Source organism: Micromonospora sp. CNZ299 (assembly GCF_002754415.1).
The window spans coordinates 5,343,603-5,357,353 of sequence record NZ_PEFG01000001.1 but is presented as its reverse complement, the minus strand read 5'-3'; the positions used below and the strand labels follow the sequence as shown (position 1 = coordinate 5,357,353).

The following is a 13,751-nucleotide window of genomic DNA, read 5'->3' as shown; positions in this document are numbered from 1 at the left end:
TGCTCGCCACCAGCCGGCGGTGCTCACGCCCGTCGATATCGATCGGAGCGCAGGTGGCCGCCGGAAGCGTTGCGGCGAAAGGTTTCCGGAACTCTTGACAATCGAGTGTTCTCGATTGAAGCTGGCATGGTCACGCGAGCCGCGGTCAAGGTCGGGCGAAGGGCAGTCCTCGACTTGAGTCCCCTTCCACGCGCCTTTTTCGCAAGGGATCGCGACGATGACACTGAAGACAAGGACGCTTGGCGTCGTGCTGGCGGCCGTGACCCTGGCCGCCGCCGCGTTGACGTTCCCCACACCGGCGTCGGCGGCGACGCTCACGCAGGTGACCAACTTCGGCACCAACCCCACCAACCTCCAGATGCACCTCTACGTCCCGGACCGGGTGGCGACCCGGCCGGCGATCCTCCTGGCCATGCACTATTGCACCGGAACGGGCCCGGCGTTCCATTCGGGCACCCAGTACGCATCCCTCGCGGACCGGTACGGGTTCATCGTGATCTACCCGTCGGCCACCCGCAGCAGCAAGTGCTGGGACGTCTACTCGCCGCAGGCGTTACGTCGTGGCGGTGGCAGCGATCCGGTCGGGCTCATGTCGATGGTCGAGTACGTGCGGCAGCGCTACTCGGCCGACCCCGCGCGGATCTTCGCCACCGGCACCTCCTCCGGGGCGATGATGACCAACGTCATGCTGGGCGTCTACCCGGACGTGTTCGCGGCGGGCGCGTCCTTCGCGGGGGTGCCTTTCGGTTGCTTCGCCACCGGCGGCAGCTCCGAGTGGAACAGCCAGTGCGCGAACGGGCAGCTCATCAACACCCCACAGCAGTGGGGTGACCTCGTCCGCGAGGCGTACCCGGGCTACACCGGCCAGCGACCGCGGATGCAGATCTGGCACGGCACCAACGACGAGACGCTGCGCTACCCGAACTTCGGTGAGCAGGTCAAGCAGTGGACCAACGTGCACGGGCTGAGCCAGACCCCGACGTTCACCGACACCCCGCAGTCCGGCTACACCCGCACCCGCTATGGCAGCAGCGGCGCGATGGCGCCGGTCGAGGCGATCAGCATGCAGGGTGTCTCGCACAACCTGCCAGTCGACGCCGCGCAGGTGATCCGCTTCTTCGGGCTGGACGGCACCACGCCACCGACTACTCCGCCCCCGACGACGCCGCCTCCGACCACGCCGCCTCCGACCACGCCGCCTCCGACCACGCCGCCTCCGACCACGCCGCCTCCGACCACGCCGCCTCCGACGACTCCGCCGCCCAGCGCGGGCGCCTGCCGGGTCGGCTACACGGTCAACGCCTGGAACAACGGGCTCACCGCGAGCGTGATCATCACCAACACCGGCACGGCCGCCGTGAACGGGTGGGCGTTGGCCTTCACGCTGCCCAGCGGACAGGTCATCACCAGCGGCTGGAACGCCCAGTACGCCCCGACGAGCGGTGCGGTCACCGCCCGCAACGTCTCCTACAACGCCGCCATCGCCCCGAACGCGTCGGTCGAGATCGGCTTCCAGGCCACCCATGCCGGCGGCACCGGCAAGCCCTCGTCGTTCGCCCTGAACGGTGCCGTCTGCTCGGTGTCCTGATTCCCCACCACCCCATCACCACAGAAGGAGTCGCACGATGAGAAGAACGAAGTGGAAGGCGGCATCGAGAGCCGCGCTCGCGCTGGCCGGCGCGGGTGCGCTCGCCGCCGGCATGGCACTGTTCACGACGGCACCCGCCGCCGCCGGGACCACGCTCGGCGCGTCCGCCGCCGAGAAGGGCCGCTATTTCGGTACGGCCGTGGCGGCGTACAAGCTGTCCGACAGTGCGTACACGACGATTCTGAACCGTGAGTTCAATTCGGTGACGCCCGAGAACGAGATGAAGATCGACGCGACGGAGCCGCAGCAGGGTCAGTTCAGCTACGGGGCGGCGGACCAGATCGTCAACCACGCGCGCAGCCGCGGCATGAGCGTGCGGGGTCACACCCTGGCCTGGCATTCCCAGCAGCCGCCGTGGATGGAGAGCATGAGTGGCAGCGCGCTGCGGTCGGCGATGCTCAACCACGTGACGCAGGTGGCGACCCATTTCCGTGGTCAGGTCGTGGCGTGGGACGTGGTGAACGAGGCGTTCGCGGACGGCAGCTCCGGTGGCCGTCGTGACTCCAACCTTCAGCGCACGGGCAACGACTGGATCGAGGCGGCGTTCCGCGCCGCGCGTGCCGCCGACCCGAACGCCAAGCTCTGTTACAACGACTACAACACCGACAACTGGACGCACGCCAAGACGCAGGGCGTGTACAACATGGTCCGCGACTTCAAGGCCCGTGGTGTGCCGATCGACTGCGTCGGTTTCCAATCGCACTTCAACAACGACTCGCCCTACGTGAGCAACTACCGCACCACGCTGTCGAGCTTCGCCGCGTTGGGTGTCGACGTGCAGATCACCGAACTGGACATCCAGGGCGCATCCGCGGCCACCTACCGCAGTGTGGTGGAGGACTGCCTCGCGGTGCCCCGCTGCAACGGCATCACCGTGTGGGGCATCCGCGACAGTGACTCGTGGCGGGCGTCGCAGACGCCACTGCTGTTCAACAGCAACGGGTCCAAGAAGCCGGCATACGACGCGGTCCTCGCCGCACTGAACAACGGCACCACGCCGACGGACCCGCCCACCGATCCGCCCACCGATCCGCCGACCGACCCGCCCACGACCCCGCCTCCGGGGCAGGGCGGCTGCACCGCGACGGTGTCGGTGAACCAGTGGACGGGTGGCTTCGTGGCCACGGTGAAGGTGACGGCCGGCTCGTCGGCCATCAACGGCTGGACGGTCGGCATCGCGTTGCCGTCCGGCGCGACGGTCACCAACGCCTGGAACGCCAACCGCAGCGGTAGCACCGGCTCGACGAACTGGACCAACGTCGCCTACAACGGCCAGGTCGGCGCCGGCCAGTTCACCGAGTGGGGCTTCCAGGCCAACGGCACCGCTGGCACCCTGACCCCAACCTGCTCAGCAAGCTGAACCCCGGAGGGCCGGTGCGGAGGCCCTACGGCCTCCGCACCGGCCCTCCGGCCGCGTGATCAAGAGGTTTGCGTCACCGGGCACGGCGTGTCGTGACGCAAACCTCTTGATCACCGGGCCAAAGGGCCGGCAGGCCGGGGACAGTGGGCGGGGCGGGGTCAGCCGTCTATGCGGGTTATGTTGCGGATCTTGTTGGAGGCGTCCAGGGCGGCGACCTTGTACGCCTCGGCCAGCGTCGGGTAGTTGAACACCGCGTCTATCAGGTAGTCGATCGTGCCGCCACAGCCCATCACCGCCTGACCGATGTGGACGATCTCGGTGGCGGCGGTGCCGAACACGTGCACCCCGAGCAGTCGGCCGTCGTCGGGGGAGACCAGCAGTTTCAGCATGCCGTACGAGTCGCCCACGATCTGGCCCCGGGCCAGCTCCCGGTAGCGCGCGATGCCCACCTCGAACGGTGTCGAGGTGTCGGTGAGCTGCGCCTCGGTCTGCCCGACGAAGCTGATCTCCGGGATCGTGTAGATGCCGATCGGTTGCAGCCCGTGCATCTCCCGGATCGGCTCGCCGCAGGCGTGCTGCGCGGCCAACCGGCCCTGCTCCATGGAGGTGGACGCGAGGGCGGGAAAGCCGATCACGTCGCCGACGGCGTAGATGTTGTCGACCGGGGTGCGGTAGTTGGCGTCGACAGCGATCCGGCCGCGCCGGTCCGCTTCCAGCCCGGCCGCCTCCAACGCGAGGTCGTCGGTCTGGCCCTGCCGGCCGGCCGAGTACATGACCGTGTCCGCGACGATCTTCTTGCCGCTCTTGAGGATGCAGAGCGCCGCTGTCTGGTGCTTCTCCACGGCGGCGACCTCCTCGCCGAAGCGGAACGCCACGGACAGGTCGCGCAGGTGGTACTTCAGCGACTCGACGACCTCCTCGTCGCAGAACTCGAGCATCCGGTCCCGGCGTTCCACAACTGTCACCTTGGTGCCGAGCGCGGCGAACATCGACGCGTACTCCATGCCGATCACGCCGGCGCCGACCACGACCATGCTGCGCGGCACGGCCTGGAGATTGATGACGCCGTCGGAGTCCACGATCGTCCGGTCGTCGAAGTCGACGCTGTCCGGGCGGGCCGGGCGCGTGCCGGCAGCGATAATGATCTTGTCGAAGGTCACTCTGGACTCGCGGCCGGAGCCGCCGTCGACCCAGATCGTGTGCGCGTCCGCGAAGCGCCCGGTGCCGGTGATCATCGCGACCCGGTTGCGGGCCAGTTGATTGCGGATGACGTCGGTCTGCCGGGCGATCACGTGCTGCGTCCGGGCCGCCAGGTCGCTGACAGTGATCTCGTCCTTGACCCGGTAGCTGCTGCCGTAGAGGTCGCGCTGGCTCAGCCCGGTCAGGTAGAGCACGGCCTCGCGCAGGGTCTTGGAGGGGACGGTGCCGGTGTTGATGCACACCCCACCGATCATGTCGCGGCGGTCCACGATGCCGACCCGCCTGCCGAGCTTGGCGGCGGCGATCGCGGCCTTCTGACCGCTGGGTCCGGAGCCCAGCACCAACAGGTCGTAGTCATACACAGGCGTTAGCGTCGCAATATGTCGCGGCGCGCGCCAGACCCCGGAGTCGAGCGTTATTCGTCCGCCACCGTGCAGAGGCCGCCAGGCGGGCGGTGTTCGGTCACCACCCAACCCCATTCGGCCCGCCGGGCCATCGCGCGCCTCTAGCTGACGAGGCGTCGTTCCCAGGCCCAGGCGGCGATCTCGACCCGGTTGCGGGCCTTGAGCTTCATCTGCACGCTGGCCAGGTGGGTCTTGACCGTGCCGACGGCGATGAAGAGCTGGGCGGCGATCTCGGCGTTGGTCAGGCCCCGGGCGACGAGCTTCACCACGTCGAGTTCCCGTGGTGACAGCCCGGCGTCGTCGTGGGCCGGAGCGGGAGAGCTGAGGTGCTCCAGCAGCCGTACCGTGATGGACGGGCTGATCAGCGCGTCACCGGACACGGCCGCGCGGACCGCCTCGATGAGCAGCGCCGGGCCGGAGTCCTTGAGCAGGAAGCCGCAGGCGCCGTTGGACAGCGCGGTGTGCACGTACTCGTCCAGGTCGAAGGTGGTCACCACGACCACCCGGATCGGGTCGGCGACGCCCGGTCCCGCGAGCAGCCGCAGTGCCTCCAGACCGTCGAGGCGCGGCATCCGGATGTCCAGCAGCACCACGTCCGGGCGCAGCCGCCGGGCCAGTTCCACGGCCGCGACGCCGTCGGCGGCCTCGCCGACCACCGTCATGTCCGACTGCGACCCGATGATCATGCCGAAGCCGGTCCGGACCATCGCCTGGTCGTCGGCGATCAACACCCGGATCACCGCCCCACCGCCGTGCGCAGCGGGAACGCCGCATCGAGCACCCACCCACCGGCGACGCCCGGTCCGGCGGTGATCGTGCCACCGAGGGCGCGTACCCGCTCGGTGAGGCCGATCAGACCGAAGCCGTGCCCCCGGGCCGGCGCGGTGCGCCCGGTGGCGCCGTCGTCGGCCACCCGGACCAGAAGCCAGTCGGGGGTACGTCGCACGGCCACGTCCACCGATCGGGCGTCCGGCGCGTGCTGGCGGGTGTTGGTCAGCCCCTCCATCACCACCCGGTACGCCGAGGTCGAGACCTCCACCGGCAGTCCGCCCAGGTCGCCGTCGACGTGCAGCCGGGCCGGCGAGTTCGCTGCCCCGTTGAACCCCGTCACCAGTGGCTCCAACTCGCTCACCCCGGCCAGTGGGGCCAGCGGCGCGTCCGGTGGGGCGTTCGGGTTACGCAGGATCCCGACCATCCGCCGCATCGAGGCCATCGTCTCCGCACCGGCCCGCTCGATCTGCTCCAGGGCGACGATGACCCGTTGCGGGTCCTGTTCGGCGACGAACCGGGCGCCCTGCGCCTGCACCACAATGCCGGTCACGTGGTGGGCGATGAAGTCGTGCAGGTCCCGGGCGAACTCGGCACGCTGCTCGGCCCGGACCAGCGCGATCGCCCGTTCCCGACCGGCGGCCACGATCCGCAGGTAGAGCCCCACCCCGGCGGCGCCCGCCGCGGCGATTACCTGGAGCAGACCGAAGATCACCAGCAGGTTCTCGGTGCCGACGCGCAGCGGCATCGCGGCGACGGCGAGCCCGGCCGCCACCGCCGCCCACGGAGCGAGCCGGGGCGCGCCCCAGCGGCTCACCACGAAGACCACGCCGATCAGCCCCGCCGACTCGGCGAGCCCCCAGGTGCGGGCGGGCAGGATGCCACCGCCTCCGGAGATGAGCACCACCCCCGCGGTCACGGCCAGTGAGGCGGTGGCCAGTGCCAGCGCGGCCACCGGCAGCCGGCGGGAACCCGGCCGGTGCACCGGCAGCCAGAGTGGCACCGTCGCCACCGCCAACCCCATCGGCACCAGCAGGAGCAGGAGACCGACGATCCCGCGGTCATCCGCCGTGCTGGCCGCGAAGTCGAAGAGAGCGAGCAGGCCAAAGGCCACCAGCCCGGCAGCCTGGGCCAGACGTATCCACCACAGTCGAAGATCCGGCGCGCTCATGATGACCCAGCGTAGCCAACCGGACGGAGGTGGCAGATCGGCCGAAAGACAGACCCGGCGACCGCGATACCCGGCCCCGGGCCGATGCGCCGACCCGTCGGTGGCGGCGAGGCTTCCCAGGTCACATCGCAGCCACTGGAGGAACAATGACGACCCACGCCCCACCGGACACCAGCCAAGCGGCCGTCGCCGCCGTCGACCTGGTGAAGGTGTACGGCAGCGGGGACACCGCGGTCCGTGCACTGGACGGCGTCTCGGTGGGCTTCGGCCGGGCCGGGTTCACCGCGATCATGGGTTCGTCCGGGTCCGGCAAGTCGACCCTGATGCACTGCCTCGCCGGCCTCGACACCGCCACCTCCGGCCGTGTCCTGCTCGGCGGCACGGAGCTGACCGGCCAGTCCGACCGGACGCTGACCCGGGTACGCCGGGAGCGGATCGGGTTCGTCTTCCAGTCCTTCAACCTGCTGCCGCAGCTGACCGCCGCGCAGAACATCACCCTGCCGCTGGACCTCGCCGGCCGGCAGCCCGACGCCGAACTCCTGGCGCGCCTGGTCGACCAGCTGGGTCTCGGCGACCGCCTGAAGCACCGGCCGAGCGAGCTGTCCGGCGGGCAGCAGCAGCGCGTGGCGCTGGCCCGGGCGTTGGTGGCACGGCCCGAGGTGGTCTTCGCCGACGAGCCGACCGGCAACCTCGACTCCCGCTCCGGCGCGGAGGTGCTCACCATCCTGCGCGACTCGGTGCGCGACCTCGGTCAGACCGTCGTCATGGTGACCCACGACCCGATCGCCGCCGCGTACGCCGACCGGGTGGTGCTGCTCGCCGACGGCCGGATCGCCGGCGAGATCGACAAGCCGGACCAGGGTTCGGTCACCGACGCGCTGCGCGATCTGGCGGCCCGCGCATGAGGGCGACAGTGCTGCGCACCCAGACGAGCGCCGCGGCCCGACGACCCGGCCGGCTGATCCTGACCGGTCTGGCGATCCTGGTCGCGTCCTTCGTCGTCTTCGGCACCGTGCTGGTGCAGCAGATCACCGAACGGACCGTGCGCGACAACCTGAGCGGCACCCCGGCCGCCACCAACCTGGTGATCGGCGACTTCGACCACGCGCCACCCACTGTGGCGGATCTGGAGCGCGTCCGCGCCGTGCCCGGTGTGGCCGAGGCGGTGAGCCGGGTGTCGATCGGGGTGTCCATCGGTGAGGGGTACCTGAATCTCCAGGCCGATCCGGGCACCGGCCCGCTGACCAGGGTCCGGGTCGTCGACGGCAGCTACCCCGACGCCCCCGGCGAGATCGCGGTCACCCCGCGTACCGCCGAGCGGCTCGGGCTGCCGGTCGGCGCCACGACCAGCGGCACGGGCGGTGAACTCACCACGCCCGCCCGGCTCACCGTGACCGGGTTGGTCGACAGCGCGGCCGACGCCGGGTACGACGCGTACGCCCCGGACAACGTCGTGACGTCCTGGGGACGCCTGACGGCCCTGGAGCGCGTCGACGTGCGGGTGGCGCCGGGCACGTCGACGGAGACCATCCGCCAACAGGTGGTCGCGGCGGTCGCCGGCCAGCCGATCCGGACCGGTGCGCAGGTGCGCCAGGCGGAGGCCAACGCGGCGGCCGAGGAGGTCGGGAGGCTCTTCATCCTGGTCGGCATGTTCGTCTCGATCGCTGTCGTCGCGGCGGCGCTGGTGGTCACCTCGACCTTCCGCATCGTCTTCGCCCAGCGGATGCGGCAGCTCGCGTTGCTGCGTGCGGTCGGCGCGGACCGGGGCGCCCTGGTGGGGGCGATGACCGCCGAGGGGGCGCTGACCGGGCTGGTCGCCGGCGTCATCGGGGTGGCCAGCGCACTCGCCCTCGGGTACGCGCTGCCGGCCATCCTGCGCGCCTCCGGCATGGCCGTCTCCTCGCCGGGTCTGCCACTGGCGACGGCGGGCGTGGTGGTGATCGGTGCCGTCGTGGTCACCGTGCTGGCCGTCCTGGCGCCGGCGCTCTCGGCCGCCCGGGTCTCCCCGCTGGAGGCACTGCGGACGGCGAGCACCACCTCCGGCCGGCGCGGCATCGGGGTGCCCCGCCTGGTGTTCGGGCTGCTCCTGGCAGTCGGCGCGGTGCTGGCCGCCGTCGTGACGGTCAGCCAGTTGCCGGAGCCGGACCAGTCGACGTACGACCCCGTGATGCCGCTGCTCCTGCTGGTCGGGTCCGGCGGGCTGGCGTTCTTCGCGCTGGTGGCCCTCGGGCCGCTGCTGGTGCGGCCGGTGCTGGCCGTGGTGGGTTGGCCGCTGCGCCAGCTCGGACCGCTCGGGCGGATGTCGGTCGGCGGGATCGGTGGGGCGCCGCGTCGGGCGGCAGCGGTCTCCGTCGTCGTCGCGCTCGGCGTCACCCTGATCTCCGGGGTGGTCATCGGCGGCGCGTCGCTTCAGGTCCTCGCCGACCGCGAGGTGGCGCTGTCCGCGCCGACCGACTTCGAGGTCACCAGCAACGGCGGGACACTGCCGGGGGCCCTCGTGACCCAGGCGAAGTCGGCGGACGGGGCGCTGGCCCGGGTGGTGCCGTACCGGCGGGTCGGCGACGTCACCCTGACGCGCGGCGGTGATCAGCTCGGCGACGTCGAGTCCGGTTACCCGACGAGCGACCTGGACGTGGCCGCGTTGCCGACGATCCGGGACCTGGACGTGGCGCAGGGTGCCCTGGCCGATCGTGGTCCGGGTCGGATCGTGCTCGCCGGTTGGGTCGCGCGGGACGCCGGACTGCACGTCGGCGACACCGCCACGCTCGCCCTCGGCGGGCGGACCATCGACGTACGCGTCGCCGCGGTCCTCCCCGCCGAAGGCCCCCTGCACGTCGGCATCCTGGCCGACCGGGGCGACCTCGACCGGCTCGGCGTTCCCACGGCGTACACCGGTCTGCTGGCCGACGCGGCCGGAGCCGGCGAGGACGGTCGGACCGCCGGCGTGCGGGCGCTGCGGCAGGCGATCGCCGGCACCGACGGGGTGGGCCTCGCGGTGCTCGCCGACGAACGGGACCGCAACGACGCCCTGGTGCGCACCCTGGTCTGGATCGCTGTCGGTCTGGTCAGCCTGACCGTGCTGATCGCGGTCGTCGGCGTGGGTTCCACCACCGCGCTGTCGGTGGTGGAGCGGATCCGCGAGTCCGGGTTGCTGCGGGCGATCGGCCTGTCCCGGACCGGCCTGCGCACCATGCTGACCGTCGAGTCCGGCCTGTACGGGGTGATCGGTGCGACCATCGGTCTGCTGCTCGGCGTCCCGTACGCCTGGTTGGCGGTGCACGCCCTCGGGATCAACGCACCGCTGACCGTGCCGGTGCTGCCGCTGGTCGGGCTCTTCGTGGCGCTGGTTGTGCTGACCGCGTTGGCCGGAGTGCTGCCGGCACGACGGGCGTCGCGGGTCAGCCCGGTGGCGGCGTTGGGGGCCGACGGGTGACCCCCGTGGTGACACGGTCAGCGTCACGGGTGCATCGACGCGCCCTTGAGCACCTTGTCCACCACGTTGCGCGGGGCGTGCAGCGCCAGGCCCACCAGGTCGAGTTTCTCCCGACCGACCGCCTGCACGGCCGCGCGGTTGTCCCGGTCGTTGCCGGTGGCGAACAGGTCGGCCGTGAAGACCGCGAGCCGCAGCCCGCGGGAGAGGGCTCGCGAGTGCGCGCCGACCAGCGTCGCCCGATCCCCGGCGAAGACGAGCACGGGCTGGCCGAACATCGGCAGGTACCGGGTGCCGTCCGCGTCGCGGTACTCCTCGCCGAGCAGCTCCGGCTGGGCGTTCGCGATGCCGCTGACCAGGAAGGCGGTGACGTTCAGCCGCTGCCAGCTCGCCAGGTCGTCACGGAGCAGCACAGCGATCTTGGTGGGAAAGCGAATCGGTTCGGTCATGGCGTCGAGCCTGCCCGCCCCGAGGCCGACCGGTCTTGTACGTTCTTAGCGTGGCCACCCGCCCGGCGGGCTCGCACGTCAACGCGTGGCGACCCCTGGTAGCCGGGGTCGCCGAGGTCTTCCACGCCCATTTCGTGGACCACGCCTATCCCCGACACATCCACGACGTGTGGACGCTGCTGATCGTCGACGACGGAGCGGTCCGCTTCGACCTGGACCGGCACCGGCACGGTGCGCTGCGCACGTCGGTCACCCTGCTGCCGCCGTACGTGCCGCACGACGGCAGCTCCGCCACACCTGGCGGGTTCCGCAAACGGGTCCTGTATCTCGACACCTCGGCGCTCGGTGCCGAGCTGGTCGGCAGGGCGGTCGACGAACCGGACCTGGCCGATCCGCAGCTACGCGACCGGATCCACCACCTGCACCAGGTGCTCGCCGCACCCGGGGACGAGTTCGAGGCCGAGAGTCGGCTCGCGCTCATCCTGGAGCGGCTGCGCGGCCAGCTCCGTCAGCGCCCTCCGGTCGGGGGTCAACCGGCCGGACCCGGCCTCGCGGTGCGACTCCGGGAGCTGCTGGACGCCCGCACCGTCGAGGGCGTCACGCTGGGCGAGGCCGCCGAGCTTCTGCACGCCCACCCGACCCACCTGGTCCGGACGTTCACCCACGTGCACGGTGTGCCGCCGCACTCGTACCTGACCGGCCGCCGGGTCGAGCTGGTCCGTCGCCTGCTCCTCGCCGGGCAGCGACCGGCCGAGGCCGCCGTCGCGGCCGGATTCTTCGACCAGGCGCATCTGACCCGCCACTTCCGGCGGTACCTGGGCGTCAGCCCGGCCCGCTACCTCGGCGGGCCGGTCACCGGGATCAGACGAGCTGGCCGCCGATGACGGCGAGCAGCCGCAGCTTCTCGTCGCTCTCCGAGCCGGGCACGGCGGTGAAGACCAGCAGCGTCTGGGAGTGGTCGGGGTCCACCAGGGTCTGGCAGTGCAGCTCCAACGCCCCGACCTCGGGGTGCAGGAAGTGCTTCGACGGGCAGTAGCCGGTCGGCACCGGGTGCTCGCGCCACAGCTGCGCGAACTCCGGGCTCCTGGCCAGCAGGTCGTCGACGAGGGCGGCGGCCCGCGAGCCGCGCCCGTCACGGGTGTACGACGCCCGCAGGTCCGCCACGAGCAGGCGGCTCTGCGTCCGGTGGTCCTCCGCCGGATGCAGTTGCCGCGCGGTCGGGTCGGTGAACCAGCGGTGGTGCGCGCTACGCGCCAGCCCGGCGTACCGGGTCTCGTCGCCGAGCAGGGCGACGGCCGGCGCGGTCTGCGCCAGGGTCTCGCCGAGGTGGTTCACCACCTGGGCCGGGGTGTCGTGCATCCGGTCGAGGATGCGCATCATCCCCGGGTTGACGTGGTCGGCCCGTACCGCCCGGTGGGGGATCGCGTGGCCGGCGAGCTGGAACAGGTGGTCGCGTTCGGTCAGGGAGAGCCGCAGGCCACGGGCCAGGGCGGCCAGCATCTGCTCCGACGGGTGCGGCCCCCGCTGCTGCTCCAACCGGCTGTAGTAGTCGGTGGACATCCCGCTCAATGTGGCGACTTCCTCGCGCCGCAGCCCACCGGTACGCCGACGCGGCCCCCGGGGCAACCCCACGTCCTCGGGCTGGAGCGCCTCCCGTCGGGTGCGCAGGAAACTGGCCAGTTGGGCGCGGTCCACGGTGTCTCCGATCACTGCATGCCGGCAGGGGCCAGCCTGTTCACTGCAACAGGCGAGCCCGGCGACGGTGTTCCGCCTGCCCCAAGATCGCACGGGATCCTGGGGCAGGCGGGCCAGCGGGACGCGGGGCCGGTCCCGCGGGTGGGAGTTGTCCGGTTCGGTCAGCGCTGGATGGACTTGGTCTCCAGGAACTCCTCCAGGCCGAAGCGGCCGAATTCGCGGCCGTTGCCGGACTGCTTGTAGCCGCCGAACGGCGCGAGCGGGTTCCAGTGCCCGGCGTTCACGTCGACCTGGCCCACGCGCAGCCGCCGCGCCACGGCGAGGGCATGCTCCGGCTCGCCGAAGACACCGCTGGTCAGGCCGTACGGGGTGCCGTTGGCGATGGCCACGGCCTCCTCCTCGTCGGCGTACGGGATGATCGTCAGCACCGGCCCGAAGATCTCCTCCTGAGCGATCGCGGAGGACGGGTCGACGTCGGCGAAGATCGTCGGCTGGACGTAGGCGCCGTTCGTCAGGCCCTCCGGCCGGTCCGGCCCGCCGAACACCAGCCGGGCACCGTCGGCGCTGCCCCGCTCGATGTAGCCGACGACCTTCTGCCGGTGTGCCTCGGAGGCCATCGGACCGATCCGGGTGGCCTCGTCGTTCGGGTCGCCGACGGTGTACTGCTTCGCCGCCTCGACGGCCAACGCCACGACCTCGTCCTGGCGGGAGGCGGGCACCAGCATCCTCGGCCACGCGCCGCAGACCTGACCGCCGTTGCTGAACGCCATCATGAGACCCCGCTCGACCGCGGCGGGCAGGTCGGCGTCGTCGAGGAAGATGTTCGCGCCCTTGCCGCCCAGCTCCAGCGCGACCCGCTTGACGGTCGCCGCGGCCACCGAGGAGATCCGCTGCCCCGCCCGGGTGGAGCCGGTGAAGGAGATCATGTCGATGTCCGGGTGGGCGGAGATCGCCTCTCCGACGGTCGCGCCGGTGCCGTAGACGATGTTGAACACACCCGCCGGTACGCCGGCCTCGGCGGCGACCTCGGCGAGGATGCGCGCGGTCAGCGGGGCGTTCTCGGACGGCTTGAAGACCATCGTGTTGCCGGCGAGCAGCGCCGGCGCGAGCTTGGAGACGATCTGCTGCAACGGGAAGTTCCACGGTGTGATCGCACCGACCACACCGATGGGCTCACGGACGATCAGCGAGTTGCCGACCTCCTCGGTCCACGCGAAGTCGTCGGCCAGACCGGCGACCGACTCGACCACCGCGGCCGGGAAACCGACCTGGGCGGTCCGGGACATCCCGATCGGAGAACCCATCTCGGCGGTGATCGCCTGGGCGATCTCCTCCGTGCGGGCGGCGAGGCCCGCGCCGAGGCGGCGCAGGACGTCCGCCCGGTGCTGCGGGGTGGTCGCCGCCCAGGCCGGGAAGGCTGCCCGGGCGGCGGCGACGGCACTGTCGACGTCATCGGCGGTGCCGGCCGGGGTTTCGGCGACGACCTCGCCGGTGGCGGGGTTCACGACGGGAAGGGTGCCGGCGGAGCCGGCGACGGTCTCGCCACCGATCCAGTGGCCGGTGACGGCGTAGGTGGAAGTTGTCATGGACCGACCGTCGCACCGGCCCGGCACCCCAACCAGGTGC

Annotated in this window: 11 protein-coding genes; 5 read left to right on the top strand and 6 right to left on the bottom strand. The window is 71.6% G+C overall.

Annotated features, from left to right (window positions below):
* Positions 1-217 precede the first annotated feature (217 nt).
* Both CLT68_RS24475 and CLT68_RS24470 read left to right on the top strand, forming a co-directional pair.
* A complete protein-coding gene (locus CLT68_RS24475) occupies positions 218-1,588 on the top strand; it encodes an extracellular catalytic domain type 1 short-chain-length polyhydroxyalkanoate depolymerase (protein WP_099854368.1) in 1,371 nt (456 codons plus the stop codon).
* A gap of 37 nt (positions 1,589-1,625) precedes the next feature.
* Entirely contained in the window at positions 1,626-3,008 is a 1,383-nt protein-coding gene (locus tag CLT68_RS24470; RefSeq protein ID WP_099854366.1) for a glycoside hydrolase family 10 protein, read from the top strand.
* Between the two features lie 158 nt (positions 3,009-3,166).
* Here CLT68_RS24470 and sthA read toward each other — a convergent pair whose 3' ends face one another.
* The 3 genes from sthA to CLT68_RS24455 form a co-directional block, all read right to left on the bottom strand.
* Complete coding sequence (sthA, locus tag CLT68_RS24465; protein WP_088948621.1) at positions 3,167-4,570, bottom strand: Si-specific NAD(P)(+) transhydrogenase; 1,404 nt, start codon at positions 4,568-4,570, stop codon at positions 3,167-3,169.
* Positions 4,571-4,713: 143 nt separating this feature from the next.
* Positions 4,714-5,352, bottom strand: a complete 639-nt coding sequence (locus CLT68_RS24460; protein ID WP_099854364.1) for a response regulator — start codon at positions 5,350-5,352, stop codon at positions 4,714-4,716.
* Positions 5,349-6,551: a histidine kinase gene (locus CLT68_RS24455; protein WP_099854362.1), complete on the bottom strand. Its 1,203-nt coding sequence runs from the start codon at positions 6,549-6,551 to the stop codon at positions 5,349-5,351. The genes CLT68_RS24460 and CLT68_RS24455 overlap by 4 nt, the downstream gene beginning before the upstream one ends.
* A 146-nt stretch (positions 6,552-6,697) precedes the next feature.
* Here CLT68_RS24455 and CLT68_RS24450 point away from each other — a divergent pair, with 146 nt between their 5' ends.
* Together CLT68_RS24450 and CLT68_RS24445 are read left to right on the top strand one after the other, a co-directional pair.
* Complete coding sequence (locus CLT68_RS24450; RefSeq protein WP_099854360.1) at positions 6,698-7,456, top strand: ABC transporter ATP-binding protein; 759 nt, start codon at positions 6,698-6,700, stop codon at positions 7,454-7,456.
* The gene (locus tag CLT68_RS24445) at positions 7,453-9,984 is read left to right on the top strand and encodes an ABC transporter permease (protein WP_099854358.1); all 2,532 of its coding nucleotides are present in this window, start codon (positions 7,453-7,455) and stop codon (positions 9,982-9,984) included. Before CLT68_RS24450 ends, CLT68_RS24445 begins: the two co-directional genes overlap by 4 nt.
* Positions 9,985-10,007: 23 nt before the next feature.
* Here the strand turns inward: CLT68_RS24445 and CLT68_RS24440 are convergent, their stop codons facing one another.
* Positions 10,008-10,430 (bottom strand): DUF2000 domain-containing protein, encoded by a 423-nt coding sequence (locus CLT68_RS24440; RefSeq protein WP_099854356.1) that lies wholly within the window; start codon positions 10,428-10,430, stop codon positions 10,008-10,010.
* A 50-nt stretch (positions 10,431-10,480) separates the two neighbouring features.
* On the opposite strand from CLT68_RS24440, the gene CLT68_RS24435 reads away from it, so the two are divergent.
* Entirely contained in the window at positions 10,481-11,314 is an 834-nt protein-coding gene (locus tag CLT68_RS24435; protein WP_099854354.1) for an AraC family transcriptional regulator, read from the top strand.
* Here the strand turns inward: CLT68_RS24435 and CLT68_RS24430 are convergent.
* Together CLT68_RS24430 and CLT68_RS24425 are read right to left on the bottom strand one after the other, a co-directional pair.
* Positions 11,292-12,125: a helix-turn-helix transcriptional regulator gene (locus CLT68_RS24430; RefSeq protein WP_088951813.1), complete on the bottom strand. Its 834-nt coding sequence runs from the start codon at positions 12,123-12,125 to the stop codon at positions 11,292-11,294. The genes CLT68_RS24435 and CLT68_RS24430 overlap by 23 nt on opposite strands.
* Before the next feature lie 161 nt (positions 12,126-12,286).
* Positions 12,287-13,711 (bottom strand): aldehyde dehydrogenase family protein, encoded by a 1,425-nt coding sequence (locus CLT68_RS24425; RefSeq protein WP_099857579.1) that lies wholly within the window; start codon positions 13,709-13,711, stop codon positions 12,287-12,289.
* Positions 13,712-13,751 lie beyond the last annotated feature (40 nt).

Excerpts from the sequence above, each read along its gene's own strand:
- CLT68_RS24475 (WP_099854368.1), top strand. The coding sequence starts at position 218 with ATGACACTGAAGACAAGGACGCTTGGCGTCGTGCTGGCGGCCGTGACC.
- CLT68_RS24470 (WP_099854366.1), top strand. The coding sequence starts at position 1,626 with ATGAGAAGAACGAAGTGGAAGGCGGCATCGAGAGCCGCGCTCGCGCTG.
- CLT68_RS24455 (WP_099854362.1), bottom strand. The coding sequence starts at position 6,551 with ATGAGCGCGCCGGATCTTCGACTGTGGTGGATACGTCTGGCCCAGGCT.
- CLT68_RS24450 (WP_099854360.1), top strand. The coding sequence starts at position 6,698 with ATGACGACCCACGCCCCACCGGACACCAGCCAAGCGGCCGTCGCCGCC.
- CLT68_RS24445 (WP_099854358.1), top strand. The coding sequence starts at position 7,453 with ATGAGGGCGACAGTGCTGCGCACCCAGACGAGCGCCGCGGCCCGACGA.
- CLT68_RS24440 (WP_099854356.1), bottom strand. The coding sequence starts at position 10,430 with ATGACCGAACCGATTCGCTTTCCCACCAAGATCGCTGTGCTGCTCCGT.
- CLT68_RS24425 (WP_099857579.1), bottom strand. The coding sequence starts at position 13,711 with ATGACAACTTCCACCTACGCCGTCACCGGCCACTGGATCGGTGGCGAG.